The following is an 18,446-nucleotide window of genomic DNA, read 5'->3' as shown; positions in this document are numbered from 1 at the left end:
TTCAGGCCCAGGCCTCCATCACCGTCCCACGCGCCGCATCGACCGACACGGTCCGCTTGCCATCCACCGGCGCGATCCAGCACAACCATGTGTGCGACCGCCAGCCATTCCAGATCGCAAGCTCGCCATTGCGCGCGCCCTGCTCGGCCTGGTCGAGCCGCATCAGCCCGGCGCCCATGCCGCTGGCGACCATGCTGCGGATCGCGCTTTCGCCATCGGCGGTGCGGCCCTGCTGGTACTCACGGCCCGCGCTCGCGAACAGTTTTTCGAGGTGCACGCGCAGGATGCAGGACGTCGGCGTGCCCACCCATGGCAGGTTCACGAGCGCGTCGAGCGAGAGATCGGGGTGCGCCTGGGCCACCGGCAATGGCAGCACCACGGCCAGGTCGACCACGCTCAGGCGCCGCAACTCCAGGCCCTCGGCCTGCTCGCTGTCGCTGAGCACATAGGCGCAGTCGAGATCGCCGCGCTGCACGCCGGCCAGCGTCTCGAACGACAGCCCCTGCTTGAGTTGCAGCGTGACCTGCGGATGCCGCTCCGCGAGCTTCACCAGCACCTCGCCCAATTTCAGCGACACCGGATCGACCACCGTGCCGAAGCGCACCACGCCCTGCGCCGCACCGCGCAACTGGTCGGCGGCCGAACGCATGCGCATGGCAGAGGCCAGCGTGCGCTCGGCCTCATCGAGCAGGCTGTGGCCGGCTTCGGTGGGCACCATGCCGCGTGGGGTGCGGTCGAACAGCTTCACGCCCAGTTCGTCTTCCAGCGCCTTGAGCTGCGCACTGACCGCCGGGGCGCTGGTGAACACGCGCTCGGCGGCACGGGTCAGGCTGCCCTCCCTGGCGATGGCGACAAAGGTCTTGAGTTGGTAGAGCTCCATGGGGCAAATTGTGGGCGCTTCGGTCCGATTCGACCATTCGCTTTTTTGGAGGGGGCCGTCCAAAGAAGCGAATGGAAATCGGAGCCGCGAACCGCGATTCTTGGAGCCATTGATTCATCGCAAAAGGCTCCCCGTGTCGCTCACCATGTCTCCTCGTCAACGCCTGCTCGGCATCGCCGCGCTGCTGCTCGCCACCTCCAGCTGGGGCGGCATGTTCCTTGTCAGCAAGGGCGTGCTCCACCATGTCGAACCCGTGTGGTTCACGCTCATCCGCTACAGCATGTCCGCGCTGCTGTTCGTGCTGCTCATTCTTCCGCGCGGCATCGCGCCCTGGCGCAAGCTGCGGCTGCACGCGGGGCCGCTGGCGCTGCGCGGATTCGCGGGCTTCGGCGTCTTCAGCGTGATGCTGCTGGTAGGCCTCGCGCATTCGGTGCCCTCGCACGGCGCGGTCATCGTGGCGACCACGCCGATGACCACGCAACTGCTGCGCTGGGCGCTCGACGGCGTGCGCCCCTCGCGCACGACGCTGCTGGCCTCGGCGCTGGCGCTGCTCGGCGTGGCCATCGTGTCGGGGCTGCTGTTCGGCAATGCGGCAGCGGGCGAATCGACGCTCTTCGGCGATGCCGTGGCCTTCGTCGGCACGCTGGGTTGGGTCTGGTACACGCGGGGCGCGGCGCGCTTTCCGGGGCTGGACGTGATTGAGTACAGCGCGCTCACCGTGCTGGCCGCGTGGCCGCTGCTGCTGGCTGTCGCCGTCGGGGCCAGCGTGCTGGGGCTTTCGCAGATGCCAAGCGCGGAGGGCCTGCGCCTGTCGTGGGAAGCGCTGCTCTACGTGGGCCTGGTGTCTTCGGCCATCGCGGTGCTGGCTTTCAACTATGGCGTGAGCAAGCTCGGGGCGGTGACGGGCACGGCCTTCTTCAACTTCGTGCCGGTGTCGGCGCTGCTGATGAGCATGGCGATGGGCAAGATGCCCACGGCGAACGAGGCGGTCGGCATGGCGATGGTGATCGGGGCGTTGCTGATCCATACCGCTGTGAGCCGCAAGGCTTCTGCGGCGCCGGCTGCCCCGATCGCGCCGGCGCTCCAGAATCGCGGCACCTGTGCAGCCACTTCATGACATGAGCCAAGCCCACCTCTTCACGCCCCTGCAACTCGGCACGCTCCGCCTGGACAACCGCATCGTCATCGCGCCGATGTGCCAGTACTCCGCCACCGAGGGCACGCCGGGCGACTGGCACCTGATCCACCTGGGCCACCTCGCGCTTTCGGGCGCGGGGCTGATGATCCTGGAGGCGACGGCGGTGGAAGCCGAAGGGCGCATCTCGCCGGGTGACCTCGGGCTCTACTCCGATGCCAATGAAGAGGGCCTGGCCCGCGTGCTCGCGGCGACGCGGGCCCATTCGCCCATCAAGATCGCGATGCAGCTCGGGCACGCGGGGCGCAAGGCATCGAGCCGTGCGCCATGGGAAGGCGGCAAGCAGATTGCGCCCGGCGAGCCGGGTGGATGGAAGGCGTATGCCCCCTCCGCCGTGCCGCATGCACCGACGGAAGATGCGCCCATCGCACTCGACGCCGCAGGTCTCGCGCGCATCCGCAACGCTTTTGCCGATGCCGCACGGCGCGCGGCGCGGCTGGGCCTCGACGGCCTGGAGATCCACGCGGCGCATGGCTACCTGCTGCACCAGTTCCTCTCGCCGCTGGCCAATCACCGCGACGACGCATACGGCGGCAGCCTCGAGAACCGCATGCGCTTTCCGCTCGAGGTGTTCGATGCGGTGCGCGAAGCCTTTCCCGCCGACAGGCCGGTGTGGGTGCGCGTGTCGGCCGTCGACTGGGTGCCGGACGGATGGGATCTCGAAGGCACGGTCGCTTTCGCCAAGGCCCTCGAGGCGCGCGGCTGCGCGGCCATTCACGTGTCCAGCGGCGGCGTATCGCCGAAGCAGGCCATCGCGCTCGGCGCGGGCTACCAGGTGCCGTTCGCCGAACGCGTGAAGTCCGAGATCGGCATGCCGGTCATCGCGGTGGGCCTCATTACCGAGCCGCGGCAGGCCGAGGAAATCATCGCGAAGGGCCAGGCCGATGCGGTGTCGCTCGCACGCGCGATCCTCTACGACCCGCGCTGGCCGTGGCATGCGGCCGCCGAGCTGGGCGCGCAGGTGAAGGCGCCGCACCAGTACTGGCGCTCGCAGCCGCGGGAGTTCAAGGATCTGTTCGAGAACGCAGCGTTCGGGGCGCGATAGCAGACGCAGGCCGGGACCGACTGCCCGGCTTTGCCTTACCATCCCGCCCGGCGTCATGGGCCCGCCGGGCCATCGCCTTCGTCCGCGAATGAAACAGCCTCCCCTTGCTCCGAATGCCACGCCCATGGAAGCCCTGGGCATGGTCGCGCTGTGCTTCGGATGGTTCATCCTCGGATCGCTGTGGTCGGTGAGCGCAGGGTTCCGCAGCGGCGCGATCACCGATGCCTCGCTGCTCGGGATCGTGGGGTTCGAACTGCTGATCGGGCCCATTGCCCTTCTCGTCCTGCGCAGCCGGGGCTATGTCGTGGCAGACCTGCTGCCCTCACCATCGTGGATCGGCTGCGGTGTCGGCGCGCTGCTCTACATCGCTTGCGTGCTGGCGGCGTGGATCGCGGTTGCACCCTTCGCAAGCAGTGCGTCCCAGCCAATCGACGAGCTCGTGGCCACGGCGCGCCCCTCGTTCGCCGTGGTTCTCGTGCTGTCGGTGGTCAACGGCCTCTACGAGGAAGTCTTTCTGCTGGGCTACCTCATGAAAGGCTTCCGCCATCGCGGCGCCTCGTTCGCGTTGGGCCTGAGCCTCCTGGTCCGGGTTCTGTACCACCTCTACCAAGGTCCGAACGGTGCCCTGTCGATTGCCGTCGTGGGACTGGTGTTCGGCGTTTTCTACCTGCGCACGGGCTGGCTCTGGCCCGTCGTGTTCGCGCACATGCTGGCGGACACGCTGCCCTTTCTCTGACCTGTTCAGTTCGACGCGACCCGCACCCAGCGCTGCGTCTTGCCGAACAGCGGGATGCCGACATACGCATGCAGCATCAGCTCACCCGCCGCGTTGCCTGCAGTGCTGACCGACATGTTGCAGCTGTAGAGCTTGCCGTTCTCCCGGTTGTAGATCTGGCCGGTCCATTCGGTGGGCGGACGTGCGGGGTCGGCCGCGTCGACGGGCGCGAAGTCCTTCAGCAGCGTCATGCCCAGCGCCGGGCGCTTGTCGGCGGCTTGCATGTCACCGCCGCCGGGCGCCATCGAGCGGTTGCCCAGGACCTTGGTGACGGTACCGCACAGCGCGGCGCCGCAGGGTGCGACCTCCACTTCGAGGTTGCCGTTCGCGGTGATCCAGCGGCCGCGCGGATCGGAGGAGGCGGATGAAGAAGACTGCGCCTGCGCCGCGAAGGCCGTGGCGAACAACAGGACGGCGCCGAATGCGCGGCCTGGACGATGGAGCAAGGGCTGGGTCATGGCGGACTTCGTGTCGAGTGGATGGAGCGCTCATTCCATCGCAGCACGTGCCGTCATATGTGTCGAGACACACACTGAATCGTCGTGTTCCGTATCTGGCGGGGCGCCAGACAAGGTGCGATACAAATCTCGGCGCTTCAGCCTGCTGCGGACGCCTGCGAGTATTTGACCGCTTCCACCCAGAACAGCTTCTGCCGCATCGTCAATGGCCCGAGCGCTTCGATGCGCCGATGCAGGACCGCCAGCGCATCGTGGCATCCGTCGATGGTGAATTCGGGGCACACGTAAGGCACGTGCTTCAGGTACCAGGCGAACGCGCCGATGTCATCGAACGACAGCAACTCCGCGCCCTCTTCGCCATGCGCAACGCTCAAGCCCGCGCTCACCAGTTGATCGACCGCCGTGTCTAGCTGCCATCGCGGCAGCTCGGGCATGCGCAAACCCAGCAGCGCGTAGCAATCTGCATTGAAGTCCGACGCAACCTGCTGCGTGACGAAGCGACCGCCGGCGGCGAGGATGCGATGCACCTCGCTCGCCACGAAAGACTCGTGGCGATTGACGATCAGATGAAACGACGCGTCCGCGAACGGCAGCCGCGCCTGTTGCTGTTCTTCGCTCTGCGCCGCGTTGTCATCGGCGCCCTCGACCTCGACCACCTCCACACCCAGCGGCGCAAGGCGCTCCCGCGCGACGGCGACGTTCGGCGCCCAGCCCTCGGTGGCGACGGTGCGCGGCGGGCGATGTTCAAGCTGGCTCAACCACTCGCCACCGCCCGTGCCCATGTCGAGCATGTCGGGCGACTGGCGCGCATGCCGCTCGACGGCGGCTTCGAAGTTCCACGGCGTGGCGGTGGTCGTGATGCGCCCATCGCACGACAGGTCCCAACCAACGAGCGGCCTCGCATCCGCATCGCGCAGCAGTTGCTCGAACCCGCTCACGCGCGCTCTTCCAGCGCGAGATAGAAGAAGGTGGTGCCGCACGGCTCGCCGTCCGGCAGCAGCGCGAAGCCGGGAATCACGCCCACGCGCTGCCAGCCCATGCGCGCATAGAGCCGCTCGGCCTCGGCGCTCGATGTGTCGAGCACCAGCAGCGTCTTGCGGTGCGCGCGTGCCTCGTCCTCGGCCGCCTGCATCAGCAGCGCGCCGATGCCGCGGCGTCGCGCCCGGCGGAACACGAGCATCTTCGAGACCTCGGCGCGGTGCGGCTGGTTCTCGGGCTGGTCGAGCACGACCTGCACGGTGCCCAGAAGGCCCTCGCCGTCTTCGGCCACCAGCAGCACGCGCTCGCCGCGCGCCACACCATCGGCCACCTTGCGCCAGAACGCGAGGGCGCGTTCGCGGGTGATCGGCAGCATGAAGCTCACCGACGCGCCGCCCTCGACGCAATCGATCAGCAGGTCGGCCAGCGCCTGCACATGGGCATCGCTCACCGTGTGAAGGACACGGATGCGGGGCGTTTCGGTCGTCGTCATTTCATTCATCTCCAGGGGGTGGGTGCCGTGGTGATCACGACGGCATAGCGCGCGGTCTTGCGCGTGGGGTTGTGATAGCTCATCGGATGGTCGAGCGTGAGCGCGAGGCAGTCGCCCGCGTCGAGGCGGTGGAGGTCGTCGCCCACGGTGACCTCGATGCGGCCTTCGAGCACCCACACCTGCTGGTGGATGCGCGGCTCGCGCGCGGCCGTCTCGTAGGCCACGCGGGCACCGGGCGGGAAGTTCACCTCGACGATCTGGATCGGAGAGATAGCGCCGCCGGGCGACACGTTCCGGCGCACATAGCCGGAGTGCGGATCGCGCCATTGCAACTGGTCGGCCAGGCGCGACACGGGGCTGGCGGCAGGTTCGGCATCGTCGAACAGCGAGGCGAGCGGAACGCCGAGGCCGGTGGCGAGTTTTTCGAGCAGCACTGCGGTCGGACTGCTCTCTCCGCGCTCGATCAGAGAGATCATGGAGCGGCTGACGCCGCAGTGCGTGGCCAATGCATCGAGCGACAGGCCGCGGGAGGCGCGCAGGTCGCGCACGCGCTGGGCGATGCGGTCGTTGAGAGAGGTGGTGGCCGGGGGGGGCGTTGATTCCGTCATATTGGATGAAATATCCATCAAATAAGAAACCCAGTCAACCCGTCATTTGCTCTGCCATATGGCAATTCTTCGAACAAATATTCGTCAAAGAGATTGAGATCATTCAACAACTCACCAGCACGGATTCGACATGAGCGCCAACAACCCCGACCCTCTGCCCTCTTCGTTCATCGATTTCGCCGATGGGCTGGCCCCGCCTTCGGCATTGCGCGTGCCGATCACCGCCGCCTACCGGCGCCCCGAACCCGAGGCATTGCCGCCCCTTCTCGAACAGGCGCGACTGCCGTCCGGCCAGGCCGAAGAAGCGCACGCCCTCGCCCACCGCATCGCCGAGCAGTTGCGCAACCGCAAGAACGCCGCGGGCCGCGCCGGTCTCGTGCAAGGCCTGCTTCAGGAATACGCGCTCTCCTCGCAGGAAGGCGTCGCGCTGATGTGCCTGGCCGAAGCGCTGCTGCGGATTCCCGATGCCGAGACGCGCAACGCCCTCATCCGAGACAAGATCGCGCACGGCCAGTGGCAGTCGCATGCGGGGCGCAGCCCCTCGGTGTTCGTCAACGCCGCCACCTGGGGCCTGCTGCTCACCGGCAAGCTGGTGGCCACGCACAGCGAGACGGGTCTCTCCACCGTGCTCACGCGCCTCATCGGCAAAGGCGGAGAGCCTTTGATCCGCAAGGGCGTGGACATGGCAATGCGCATGATGGGCGAGCAGTTCGTGACCGGCGAGACCATCGCGCAGGCGCTGGACAACGCGCGCGAACTGGAGGCCGAGGGCTTTCGCTACTCGTACGACATGCTCGGCGAAGCGGCGCTGACCACCGACGATGCCAAGCGCTACCGCATCGCCTACGAAGACGCGATCCATGCGATCGGCAAGGCCTCGAACCACCGCGGCGTGTATGCGGGGCCGGGCATCTCCATCAAGCTCTCGGCGCTGCACCCGCGCTACAGCCGTGCGCAGCATGCGCGCGTGATGGACGAGCTGTACCCGGTGCTGCGCGCGCTCACGCTGCTCGCGCAGCAGTACGACATCGGCATCAACATCGATGCCGAGGAAGCCGACCGCCTGGAGCTCTCGCTCGACCTGCTGGAGCGCCTGTGCTTCGAGCCGGCGCTCGCGGGCTGGAACGGCATCGGCTTCGTGATCCAGGGCTACCAGAAGCGCTGCCCCTTCGTGATCGATTTCGTGATCGACCTTGCGCGCCGCAGCCGCCACCGGTTGATGGTGCGCCTCGTGAAAGGCGCGTACTGGGACAGCGAGATCAAGCGCGCGCAGATCGAAGGGCTCGAGGGCTATCCGGTCTACACGCGCAAGGCCTACACCGACGTGTCGTACCTGGCCTGTGCGCGCAAGCTGCTCGATGCGCCCGAGGCAATCTATCCACAGTTCGCCACGCACAACGCCCACACGCTCGCCGCGATCTACACGATGGCGGACCCGGCGCGCTACCAGCCGGGGCAGTACGAATTCCAGTGCTTGCACGGCATGGGCGAGCCGCTGTACGAGCAGGTGGTCGGGCCGCTCGGTCGACCTTGCCGCATCTATGCGCCCGTGGGCACGCACGAGACGCTGCTTGCGTATCTGGTTCGGCGGCTGCTGGAGAACGGCGCAAACACCTCGTTCGTCAACCGCATCGCGGACCCGACGATTCCGCTCGAAGCGCTGGTGGAAGACCCGGTCGCGACGGTGGCGCACATGGCGGCGAAGGAAGGCGCGGTCGGATTGCCGCACCCGGCCATTCCGTTGCCCGTCGCGCTCTATGGCAGCCAGCGCGTCAACTCACAAGGCCTCGACCTCGCGAACGACGACAGCCTGCGCCTCTTGGGTGAAACGCTCCGCGCCACGACCAGCGAACCATGGCGCGCGGAACCGCTGCTCGCCGAGGACCGCGAAGCCTCCAGCAATTGGGCCGATGTGCTGAACCCCGCGGACCATCGCGACGTGGTCGGCCAAGTGCGCGAAGCCACGCTGGCCGATGTCGAATCGGCCGTGTCGCAAGCCCATGGCGTTGCAACCACATGGGCCGCAACGCCGCCCGCGGAACGCGCCGCCCTGCTCGACCGCGCGGCCGATCTGCTCGAAGCGCAACAGCCGCGCCTGCTCGGCCTTCTCGCACGCGAGGCCGGGAAGACCTATGCCAACGCCATCGCCGAAGTGCGCGAGGCGGTGGACTTCCTGCGTTACTACGCGGCGCAGGCACGCACCGATTTCTCCAACGACACGCACCGCGCGCTCGGGCCGATGGTGTGCATCAGCCCGTGGAATTTCCCGCTCGCGATCTTCACCGGCCAGGTGGCCGCCGCGCTCGCGGCCGGCAATCCGGTGCTGGCCAAGCCCGCGGAGCAGACGCCGCTCGTCGCCGCCGAAGCGATCCGCGTGCTGTGGCAAGCGGGTGTTCCGCACGCCGCCGTTCAACTGCTGCCAGGCCGCGGCGAGACCGTGGGCGCCGCACTGGTGGCGGATGCGCGCGTCCAGGGTGTGATGTTCACCGGCTCGACCGAGGTCGCGCGCATCCTGCAGAAGACGCTGTCGACAAGGCTCGGCGCGAATGGCGCACCGGTGCCGCTCATCGCCGAGACCGGCGGGCAGAACGCAATGATCGTGGACTCGTCCGCGCTGATCGAACAGGTGGTCACCGACGTGATGGCCTCGGCCTTCGACAGCGCCGGCCAGCGCTGCTCCGCGCTGCGCGTGCTGTGCGTGCAGGAAGAAGCCGCCGACCGCCTGATCGAGATGCTCAAGGGCGCGATGGCCGAGAGCTCCATCGGCAACCCCGCGCGGCTGGCCGTCGACGTGGGTCCTGTAATCGACGCCGAAGCGCGCGACAACATCGAGCGCCACATCGCCACCATGCGCAGCCGCGGCCGCCGCGTGTACCGGCAAGGCCGCGAGTACGAGCACGACACGCGCCAGGGCACCTTCGTGATGCCGACGCTCATCGAACTCGACAACATCGCGGAGCTGCAGCGCGAGGTGTTCGGACCGGTGCTGCATCTGGTGCGCTATCGCCGCCGCGACCTGGGCGCGCTGGTCGGCCAGATCAACGGCACAGGCTATGGGCTCACGCTGGGCGTGCACACGCGCATCGACGAAACCATCGCGCAGATCGTGGAGCACGCGAAGGCGGGCAACGTCTATGTGAACCGGAACATCGTCGGTGCGGTCGTGGGCGTGCAGCCGTTCGGCGGTGAAGGCTTGTCGGGCACGGGGCCGAAGGCGGGCGGGCCGCTGTACATGTACCGCATGCTGTCGAAGCGGCCGGACGATGTGCTGGTGCGCGCGATGGCGGATGCGGACCCGGGCAACGCGTCGCCGACGCAGGTCGGTGCATCGCATGCTGCGCTCTCGGCCTTGACCCGATGGGCCAACGAAACGAACCGTCATGCATTGGCAACCCAATGCCAACGCTTCGGCGAACTCTCGCGCTCCGGCAGCTCGCGCACGCTGGCCGGCCCGACGGGCGAGCGCAACGTCTACACGTTGCAACCACGCGAAGCCGTGCTGTGCCTGGCCGATGCGGAAGCCGACCGGCTGGTGCAACTGGCGGCCGTGCTGTCGGTGGGCAGCACCGCGATCTGGCCCGCGGATGCGGGCGCGCAAGGTCTGCGCGCATCGCTGCCGGCGGAGGTGCAGCAGTCGGTGGCCGTTGCGAGCGATTGGACTTCGGAGACGGTGGTGTTCGACGCCGTTCTTCATCACGGCGATGCGACGAGCCTCGCGGGCGTCGTGCATCACATCGCGTCTCGGCCGGGGCCGATCGTCGGCGTGCGCGCGTTTGCTTCGGGGGATGCGGGCATTCCGCTTGAAAGCCTGGTGGTCGAACGTGCCTTGAGCGTGAATACCGCTGCTGCTGGTGGGAACGCGAGTTTGATGACCATCGGCTGAGGGCGTTGTTCAGGGCGTGTGCACAGGCCACCGGGTACTCCCCTCCGCGAATGTCCCCCGGGGCTTCGCCCCTCCTCCTTGATTTCGCTGCGGGGAGCACCCGATGCCCTGCGCACTTGGGCACGCTCTGGGTGAACCGCAGATCAACGACTGCTCTGAAAGCGCTCGCGCTGATGGTGGGCTCTGTTTCGCGAAATCAAGGAGGAGCCGAAGGCGGGGGGCATTCGCGAAACAGAGCCCACCGTCGGCGCGAGTGCCGCCCTGAATGAACCCAGTGCCTACTTGTCGAACGCCGGATCGACAGGCACGCGATACCCATTGACCAGCCGGTTGGTCTCGTTCGCCATCCCGACCACGCCCATGAGTTCGCCGAACATCTCGGGCGTCATGCCAGCCTTCTCCGCACCCGCGTGATGGCTCGCGATGCAGTAGCCGCAGCCATTGGTGACGCTCACCGCGAGGTAGATCATTTCCTTGACCACGGGGTCGAGCGCGCCGGGCGCCATCACTTCCTTCAGGCTCGACCAGGTGCGCTTGAGCGTCGCGGGGTCGTTGGCCAGGTACTTCCAGAAGTTGTTGACGTCGGGCACGTTGCGCGATGTCTTGATGTCGTCGAACACGGCCTTCACTTCGGCCGAGGCGTCTGCGTAGTCGATCGGTTGGGGTTTCATCGGGTCTCCTGGGTCATCGATGCCCCGAGGATAGGCCGTCCGTCATGCCATGCGGATCCGTCGGTCGCCAACGGCGAGCGATGCCTCAAGGCCAGCCGGTCGTCCGCGTAGAGGATGGCGAAGGCCTTGCGCTTCTCGCTGAAGTTCACGTTGGCGCCCGCATGGTGCAGCGACCGGTAGTTGAAGGCCACCACATCGCCCGCGTCGACCTCGTAACCCACGATATCGAACGCGCGGCGGTTGGCCTCGATGTCGCGCACCTCGATGCGGCCGGCCCAGCCGCGCTCCACCTTCCAGAGGTGCGAGCCGCGCACCACCTCGATGCCGGTCTCGCGCGGCACGTGGTCCACCGGCATCCACACGCGCACGATGCGGTGGCTGTCAGCGAGGCCGTACGAGGTGTCCTGGTGCCACGGGGTGCCCGCCACCATCGGGTCGCTGTCGAAAAGCTGGTCGTAGATCCAGCGCAGGCGCCGCGTCACCGTCAACTGCCGCGCGACCTCGCCGGCGCCGGACTCGAACATCACCTGCTCGTGCTCGACGCCGTCCTGCGCGCGCCGCACCCACTCGGGCGAGATGATCTGGCGCAGGCACACCACGCCGTCCCGCAGGAAGCGCAGGCGCTCGTCCATTCGGACATCGCGGAGCAAGGGGTTGTTCATGGCGGATTGCCTCTCAGGCGCCCTGCCTCGGCGACCGCATGAACACGAACAGCCAGCCGATCATCAACGCGGCCATGCAGGCAAAGCCCAGGGTCATCGCGTGGATGGTCTGGATGTACGAGACCGGTGCCTTCACCACGAGCATCGAGATGCCGAACACCACCGCGCCCACGACCGAGCAGAACAGCAACGCACCCGGCCGCGCCGCAGCGCGAAAGCCCGTGCGCAGGCACATGGTGAGACCGAAGATGGCCGGCGCGTAATAGAAGGGCGAGAAGTCCATGTGCCGGTAGTTCTCGCCGAAGGCCAGCACCACGAGGTGCGGCCCGAGCAAGCCCAGCACCACGCCGGCAACCTCGGCGATCAGGAAGCCCAGCAGCACGAACATCACGAAGAGCCGGTGCACGCTCTTGCGGTCTTCGGCATGCCAGCGCGCCGCCAGCTGCGGCAGCAGGTAGTAGCCGAGCGCCGCGAGCACGTACTGCATCGGCAAGAGGAAGGTGATGTAGATCTTGAGCAGGCCGCCCTGCTCCGAATCGGCCGACGAACCCAAAAGCAGGATGGCGCCGCCGGTCATGATCCAGCTCATGAACTGCGAGAGGCTGGCCTTCCAGCCGTAAGCCATCGATTCCTTCACGGTGAGCCCTTGCGCATCTTTCGCGGCGGGCAATGCGGGCATGACGTTGCGCAGGTTCAGCAGCACGAGCACCAGAAACGGAAGCTGGAGCACCGAGACCAGCAGCAGCGCCTCGGCCCACGTGGCGGGCTTCTCCACGCCGAGCACCGCGACATACCCCGCGCAGATCAACACGCCGGTGATGCACAGCATCGCGTAGCGCCGCCCGGTGAGCAGCAGGCTGCGCGAGAGCCAGAAGATCTCGTACCCGACGATCAGCGCCACGCCCACCCAGCGCAGTTGTCCTGGAAACACGATGAGCTGCCAGCAGAGGTAACCCACGAGAGAGAAGAGCGCCACGAGCGCCCAGCTCGTCCATGCCGAGTACCGGCTCACATAGAAGCGCCGGATCAGCAAGGGCTCGTGGACCATCGCCGTGTGCAGGATGTACTGGAAGCTCACGACCGCCAGGAACGCGGAGGCGATGCCGAAATCCGAAGGCGACAGCACGCGCGCGAGCGCGAAGCTCAACAGCAGCTGGCTTGCGCTGTAGATGCACTGGTCGGCGATCGCGAAGACCGGGCCGCCGAGACGTTTGCGGAGTCCCGAGAGGCGAGCAATGAGCGCCATCTCATCTAGTCCGAGATGGACAGCAGCACGGGATAGGCCGAGGCCTTCGCGGAGAACCCGCCGTCCGTGCGAGGGCCGCAGCTGCCGCGGCGCATCTGCGGGAAGAAGTCGACGCGCGTGCACTTCTTGCCTTCGGCGACGGGGACGGTCACGTCCTTTTCGGAGCCGGGTGTCCACAGCACGTGCAGCAGCGCGTCGTCACGCTTGAGGACCAGCCGGCTCACACCCTTCGCGTCGTCGTACGAAACCTTCTTCGAGTGCCTGGCGATCTTGAGGAATTCGGTGAGCGCGGAGAACGCCTCCTTCTTCTCGCCCGCGTTCGACATGATCCCGAAGTTGTCTTCCTTGGAGAACGACGAACGGCCGCGGTCGCGCCATGCATAGAGGTTCAGCAGCTTGATGCCTGCCGCCGCGGTGATCAGGTACTCGCGAAAGACCAGCGAGGCCTGCGTGCTCTGGCTGCGCACCGGCAGGTATGAGGCGTAGCCCCATTCGGAGACGGCGATGCCGGTCTTCTGCAGTTGCCGCTGGTCGAGCTGCGCGCGCAGCTTCTCGTAGTCGGCAAAGGCCGTCTCGGGCACGGGGCGGTACGGGTGGATGGAGATGTCGGTCAGGCAATCGGACTTCGCGGCCGCGACGAAGGCGTTCTCCAGTTGCGGGGGCACCTTGCCGCCCACGAAGGGCAGGTTCGCGAAGCCGAAGCCGACGACGATGTTCGGCTGCACCTTCTGTTTGGCCATGTCGGCACATAGCTGCGACGATGCAGCCTCGAAGTCCGACAGCAGCGCGGGGTTCAAAAAGGTCTTGTGGTCGGGCTCGTTCCAGACCTCCCACACGGCCACGTCGTCGGTGTGCGCCTTCATGAAGCCGACCGCGAAGTCGGAGAACAGGTTTTCCTTGCGGGCCCCTGCACGCAGGTCTTCGGGCTTTGTCCCCCAGATCGCGTTGCCGCCGAACAGCGTCACGATCGCTTCGAGCTTCGCGTTGCGCACGCGCTTGATGAGGCGCGGGTAGTCGATGAGGCTGGGGTTCACGCTCTTGAGCGGCGGGCGCACGCCGAAGCGCACGAACTCGAAGCCGGCCGCGCGGATTTCGTTCAGGTCGGCGTCGGTGATGGTGGCGGGGTCGATCTGCACGCTCAGCGCCACCGGGTAGTCCGTGCCGATGCCGCTCACGCCCCGGGCTTGCGCGGGATGGCCCGCGAACATCCACACGCTCAGCAACGCGAGGACCTGCAGGAAGCGTCCCACGCGGCAGGAAAAAATCTTCATCGGAGAACCGACTCCTTGTACAGGTTGACGATGGCGGTGTTCATGCGCTGCGAGGTGAACTTCTCCTCGAAGATCTGCCGCCCGGCCTGCCCCATCTGCTGCAGGGCCGCGTCGGAGAGGCCATCGATGTCGCGCAGCGCCTGGTCCATCTGGTCGAGGGAAAAGAGCCGGCCGCTCCGGCCGTGTTCCACGATGTCGACGAGCCCGCCGACGGCCGAAGCGAACACGGGCTTGCTGCGCGCCATCGCTTCCACCGCGACGAGGCCGAAGCCTTCCCACCGCGACGGGACGATGGTGGCGTCGCAGTCGCGGTAGACGGCATCGAGCGCGTCTTTCTCGAGCCAGCCCTTGAACTCGACGTGCGCGGGCTGCGCGAGCGCGAGGTCCTTGCGCACCGAATCGCCGACCACGATGAGCTTGAAATTCGGCTGCACCCTCGCGTAGGCATCGAGCAGTGCGTCGATGCCTTTCTGCTTGTCGAGCCGGCCGACGAAGAGCACCTTGCGCGGCGCGACGGCGCTCGACGGTGCGCCCTGCTGCACCGGCTCGATGCGGTCGATGCCGTTCGGAATGCACTGGCAGCGCCGGATGCCGAACTTCTCGGCGATCCGTATCTCGTGCTTGCTGATGCAGATGATCGCGTCGCTGCGCCAGGAGAGCAGTCGCTCGATCCAGCGGTAGGCCACGTTCTTGTACGCGGGGCCGGTCTGGTCGAAGGCCCAGCCGTGCGAGCAATAGACGATCTTCACGCCGCGCGGCACCTGCCCGGCGAGGGCCATGGCGCGCACGACGCCGCCGGCAATCGAGCTGTGCAGGTGAAGAATGGCCGGGCGTTCCGCCTCGATGATCTTACGCACGCTCTTCGCGTACCCGAGCAGCGCCGAGGCCTTGCGCGCCGTCGGCACGACGTGGGTGTTTTCGGCGCCGAGCCAGTCGACCTGCCCCGGCAGCACGAACTTCACCTGGCTGATGTCGGGCGAGGCGGTCTGGTGGCTCGCGACGATGCGCAGGTACGTCTCCAGCCCGCCCTTGAGCGTCTCGGCAACGTGCAGTACTTTCATGGTGAGAGATGCCTCACGGTCAGATCAGGGCGTGCGTGCCGGCGATGACTTCGCCCTGCAGCACGTCGAGCCGTTCGCGGCCGGGGTTCTTCTCGTTCAGCAGTTGCAGCACCGAGGCCTTGAGCTGGTCCGGGCGCGGCGACAGGTCGAACAGGTACTGCGTGCGGCCGGTGAGGCGGAAGAACGATTCGACCTTCTTGTCCCAGTTCATCCCCACCGAGGGAATGTTCAGGCTGTAGGCCACGATGTTCGCGTGCAGCCGGTGCGCCGCGATGCAGGAGCACGCGCTGATGAGCGCGACGAGGTCGTCGGGGCGCTTGGGCACGAGAAAGGTGGTTTCCGCCGTGTTCGCACTCGCACTGACCGGACGCGACGAAATCTCGGCCATCACGCGGTTGTCCTCGGCCGCGCCGTTCGTGAAGTAGAGAACGCGCGCGCCCTCCTTCTGCAGCGCCTCGGCCAGGTTCGCGAAGAAATCGGCCGAGCCGATGGCGTTCGATTCGCCGTACTCCGAGTTCATGACCAGCGCGTCAAGGCTGCTCACGCAGATGCCCACGTCCCATTTCTTCTCGGGCGAAAGCTCCCCGGAAAACGCGCTCTCGCAGACCAGCGCCGGGTCGGGCACCACGCGGATGTCGGGCCGGGGGATGCGGAAGATGTCGTGCAGGTTCTTCGCCGACTCCGCATCGCGGGTGGCAAAGAAGACGGGCGCGGCGTTCTTGAAGAACTTGCCCACGAGCACCTTGCCCCAATAGGACCACTTGGCTGTGACGCCCACCGACACCACCGCCACCCGCTTGCCGCGCAAGAGCCGGCTCAAGAGAAACAGCTTGGCCGGGAAGTTCAGCGCCACGTCGCAGAAGAGCTGCCCGCCGCCGACGATGACCAGGTCGGCATCGCTCACGGCCGCCTTCCAGTGCGGGCGCCAGCGCTGGAAGTAGTTCTTCAGGCAATAGGCGAACACGATGGCCGAACGCAGCAGCGCCGGCAGCTTCTGGAAGACGCCGAACGCGCCGCCGCCGCGCAGGTTTTGCTCGTCGAATCCGTGCCGCCCGGCAATGTCGAGGAATTCAACTTTGGCGCCCGGGTATTTGAGGCCGGCAATGTGCGCCAGCGACGCGGCAATGACCCCGTCGCCGAGATTGTCGCTGAATGGCACGGCGCAAATCAGGATTTTTTTCATCTGAGGAATGGTTTTCTCTCGGCAACCTTGATGGCAATGAGATAGAGCAGCACCGAGGTCAAATGTCGGGTGAAACTGCCGAGATCGGGTTCGAATATCAATTGCACCAATATGTGGGCAATGAAAAGGCTGGCGAAGAATCTGGTTTCGAAGCGGTCATGTCCGCGCCGGGCCTTTTTTCGGGCCCGATAAAGGATGACCAGCATCGCGCCGATCATCAATTGCATGAAAAAATCGCTGGCGGTCTGGAAATACAGAACCGGCGTGATCAATACCGTTCCGGCATAGACGTAATTGACCAGGAACCCAGGGCCGGTGGCTGGCGATGCGATATTGGTAAATGCCGTGCGGTTATCGCTTCCAATTTGCTCCGCATAGGCGTTCGACGTATCTCTTGGCGATTGCAATGTCTGCAACACGCTGGACGGCGCCGCCAGAATTGCGCCTGCCGCCACAATGGCCGCCAGCACATGGTATTTGAGTGGTCGTCGCCAGATCCAATAGACAACGAAGAACACGCCGACGATCAGCAAATAGTATTGCCGGACGAATATTCCATAGACCGCGTACAGAAAAAGAAACGAGATGAAGGTGTATTTCTTCGAAGTCCGAAAGTAGATCGCCGACACGGTGATGAACATCGTCATGATGAGCACCACCGTTTCCTTCGACGGCGCAAACATGTTGAGCATGATGCACGGCGCAATCAGGAGCAATCTTGCAAAGAAATCCCCGGCCCGACGGATATCGTGGGTCGCGAACAGCAGAAACAAGGCGCTCACGCTGCAAGTGAAGACATCCAGGTTGTCCACGCCGATGAGCCCGAACAATGCCGCGGTGATCGCGAACGAATTGTCCAGGTCGCCACCCGCGCCGCCGTAATTCAGGATCTCGATGATCTTTGCCGAATCGACGCTCCATTTATCGGGAAGCGAATCCCGAAAATAGACGTAGATGACCGTGTAGATGAACACGATCGAAATCCCGGCAATCGCATAGGGGTTGACGCGCCCCGAATTTCTTTTTGTTCTTGTTGTTGGATATCCCTGCTGGATGGCGTGGCTCACCGCGACCCGTGACCGACCGCGACCACCCATATCGTTCTCAGGAAAATATCGACGTCCTTCCCGACGGAAAGCGTCTCGACATACCTCACGTCCAATGCGACGCGCGCGTTATAGGTCAGCTGATTGCGGCCACTCACTTGCCAGAGACCGGTGATGCCCGGGCGCACGGCGCAGTAATGAACCCAGTCGTGTCCGTAGAGCATCTTCTGGTCGAGCATGCAGGGGCGCGGGCCGATGAGGCTCATCTCGCCGATGAGCACGTTCCAGAACTGCGGCAGCTCGTCCAGGCTGGTCTTGCGGATGAATTTGCCGAAAGGCGTGATCCGCGGGTCGTTTTCCAGTTTCTGGTATTCGTCCCATTGCCGGCGCGCCTCGGGATTGTTCTTCAGATGCTCCTCGAGCACCTGCGCCGAATTGGCCGTCATCGAGCGGAATTTCCAGAAGCGGAATACCCGGCCGTCTTTTCCATAGCGCGGCTGCGAATAGAAAACCGGCGCGCCGGAACTGATCATTACGCACAGGCCGATCAACACGAACACCCAGCCGAAGGCAATGAAGAAGAAAAGCGCGGCGGCAATGTCCACCGATCTTTTTCCGATTCGAAGCACGGCCGGATGACGCACCCGGTTCTGCCCGATGTCGTAGGGCGATTCGCTGTGTTGGTGTTCCGAATTGTCCCAGCCTTGCGGGGCCAGCGATTCTTGGGGGCGGAGGTTTCTCATGGTTTTCTCCATCCAGAGGTGAAACACGAAAGGATTTCTTTCGGAAGGTATTTCATTGGCGACGCACCTTTCCACATGCAGGCAAAAACGCCTGCATCTCTTCGGTTATGGCCCTTGATTTTTTTGGCCGACACGACCCGCACAAATGCCTCGTAGCTTCTGCAGTGCAAAAACTATTGCGCGGCCAACGGACTCGACAGACGTAGTAAAAATGAATGACTGTTCATTGGTACTACATAGGGTTGACT

At 65.7% G+C, this 18,446-nt stretch carries 17 protein-coding genes; 4 read left to right on the top strand and 13 right to left on the bottom strand.

Annotated features, from left to right (window positions below):
• Window position 1: 1 nt before the first annotated feature.
• Window positions 2-880 (bottom strand): LysR family transcriptional regulator, encoded by an 879-nt coding sequence (locus ACSFA7_RS26880; protein WP_435502182.1) that lies wholly within the window; start codon window positions 878-880, stop codon window positions 2-4.
• 145 nt (window positions 881-1,025) lie between these two features.
• Here ACSFA7_RS26880 and ACSFA7_RS26875 point away from each other — a divergent pair, with 145 nt between their 5' ends.
• The 3 genes from ACSFA7_RS26875 (at window position 1,026) to ACSFA7_RS26865 (ending at window position 3,856) form a co-directional block, all read left to right on the top strand.
• Window positions 1,026-1,997, top strand: a complete 972-nt coding sequence (locus tag ACSFA7_RS26875; protein ID WP_435502181.1) for a DMT family transporter — start codon at window positions 1,026-1,028, stop codon at window positions 1,995-1,997.
• A gap of 1 nt (window position 1,998) precedes the next feature.
• On the top strand, window positions 1,999-3,120 hold the full coding sequence (locus ACSFA7_RS26870; RefSeq protein ID WP_435502180.1) for an NADH:flavin oxidoreductase/NADH oxidase: 1,122 nt from the start codon (window positions 1,999-2,001) through the stop codon (window positions 3,118-3,120).
• An 88-nt stretch (window positions 3,121-3,208) separates the two neighbouring features.
• Window positions 3,209-3,856, top strand: a complete 648-nt coding sequence (locus ACSFA7_RS26865) for a CPBP family intramembrane glutamic endopeptidase (RefSeq protein WP_206177371.1) — start codon at window positions 3,209-3,211, stop codon at window positions 3,854-3,856.
• Window positions 3,857-3,861: 5 nt separating this feature from the next.
• Here ACSFA7_RS26865 and ACSFA7_RS26860 read toward each other — a convergent pair whose 3' ends face one another.
• From ACSFA7_RS26860 to ACSFA7_RS26845, 4 genes are all read right to left on the bottom strand, one after another.
• The gene (locus tag ACSFA7_RS26860; protein ID WP_435502179.1) at window positions 3,862-4,353 is read right to left on the bottom strand and encodes a DUF2147 domain-containing protein; all 492 of its coding nucleotides are present in this window, start codon (window positions 4,351-4,353) and stop codon (window positions 3,862-3,864) included.
• A 137-nt stretch (window positions 4,354-4,490) separates the two neighbouring features.
• Entirely contained in the window at window positions 4,491-5,291 is an 801-nt protein-coding gene (locus tag ACSFA7_RS26855; RefSeq protein ID WP_435502178.1) for a class I SAM-dependent methyltransferase, read from the bottom strand.
• Window positions 5,288-5,824, bottom strand: coding sequence for a GNAT family N-acetyltransferase (locus tag ACSFA7_RS26850; protein WP_435502177.1), 537 nt, complete (start codon window positions 5,822-5,824; stop codon window positions 5,288-5,290). Before ACSFA7_RS26850 ends, ACSFA7_RS26855 begins: the two co-directional genes overlap by 4 nt.
• Before the next feature lie 5 nt (window positions 5,825-5,829).
• Entirely contained in the window at window positions 5,830-6,432 is a 603-nt protein-coding gene (locus ACSFA7_RS26845; protein ID WP_435502176.1) for a helix-turn-helix domain-containing protein, read from the bottom strand.
• Window positions 6,433-6,562: 130 nt separating this feature from the next.
• Here ACSFA7_RS26845 and putA point away from each other — a divergent pair, with 130 nt between their 5' ends.
• Complete coding sequence (gene putA / locus ACSFA7_RS26840; RefSeq protein WP_435502175.1) at window positions 6,563-10,315, top strand: trifunctional transcriptional regulator/proline dehydrogenase/L-glutamate gamma-semialdehyde dehydrogenase; 3,753 nt, start codon at window positions 6,563-6,565, stop codon at window positions 10,313-10,315.
• Between the two features lie 278 nt (window positions 10,316-10,593).
• On the opposite strand, the gene ACSFA7_RS26835 is transcribed toward putA, so the two are convergent.
• Genes ACSFA7_RS26835 through ACSFA7_RS26800 form a run of 8 tightly spaced genes read right to left on the bottom strand, consistent with a single transcriptional unit; the run spans window position 10,594 to window position 18,198 of the window.
• Window positions 10,594-10,986: a carboxymuconolactone decarboxylase family protein gene (locus tag ACSFA7_RS26835; RefSeq protein WP_435502174.1), complete on the bottom strand. Its 393-nt coding sequence runs from the start codon at window positions 10,984-10,986 to the stop codon at window positions 10,594-10,596.
• A complete protein-coding gene (locus tag ACSFA7_RS26830) occupies window positions 10,983-11,648 on the bottom strand; it encodes a phytanoyl-CoA dioxygenase family protein (RefSeq protein WP_435502173.1) in 666 nt (221 codons plus the stop codon). Before ACSFA7_RS26830 ends, ACSFA7_RS26835 begins: the two co-directional genes overlap by 4 nt.
• Window positions 11,649-11,661: 13 nt before the next feature.
• Window positions 11,662-12,894 carry a lipopolysaccharide biosynthesis protein gene (locus ACSFA7_RS26825; protein WP_435502172.1) on the bottom strand — a complete coding sequence of 411 codons (1,233 nt, stop codon included), beginning with the start codon at window positions 12,892-12,894 and terminating at the stop codon, window positions 11,662-11,664.
• A gap of 5 nt (window positions 12,895-12,899) precedes the next feature.
• On the bottom strand, window positions 12,900-14,165 hold the full coding sequence (locus ACSFA7_RS26820) for a hypothetical protein (protein ID WP_435502171.1): 1,266 nt from the start codon (window positions 14,163-14,165) through the stop codon (window positions 12,900-12,902).
• Window positions 14,162-15,226, bottom strand: a complete 1,065-nt coding sequence (locus ACSFA7_RS26815; RefSeq protein WP_435502170.1) for a glycosyltransferase — start codon at window positions 15,224-15,226, stop codon at window positions 14,162-14,164. The genes ACSFA7_RS26820 and ACSFA7_RS26815 overlap by 4 nt, the downstream gene beginning before the upstream one ends.
• 19 nt (window positions 15,227-15,245) lie before the next feature.
• Window positions 15,246-16,385, bottom strand: a complete 1,140-nt coding sequence (locus ACSFA7_RS26810) for a polysaccharide pyruvyl transferase family protein (RefSeq protein WP_435502169.1) — start codon at window positions 16,383-16,385, stop codon at window positions 15,246-15,248.
• 20 nt (window positions 16,386-16,405) lie between these two features.
• Window positions 16,406-17,476, bottom strand: a complete 1,071-nt coding sequence (locus tag ACSFA7_RS26805; RefSeq protein WP_435502168.1) for a hypothetical protein — start codon at window positions 17,474-17,476, stop codon at window positions 16,406-16,408.
• Complete coding sequence (locus tag ACSFA7_RS26800; protein ID WP_435502167.1) at window positions 17,473-18,198, bottom strand: sugar transferase; 726 nt, start codon at window positions 18,196-18,198, stop codon at window positions 17,473-17,475. Before ACSFA7_RS26800 ends, ACSFA7_RS26805 begins: the two co-directional genes overlap by 4 nt.
• Window positions 18,199-18,446: the final 248 nt, after the last annotated feature.

Origin of the sequence: Variovorax trehalosi (assembly GCF_051216415.1) — a bacterium.
Taxonomy (GTDB): domain Bacteria; phylum Pseudomonadota; class Gammaproteobacteria; order Burkholderiales; family Burkholderiaceae_C; genus Variovorax.
This window is presented reverse-complemented; position numbering and strand designations above follow the sequence as displayed.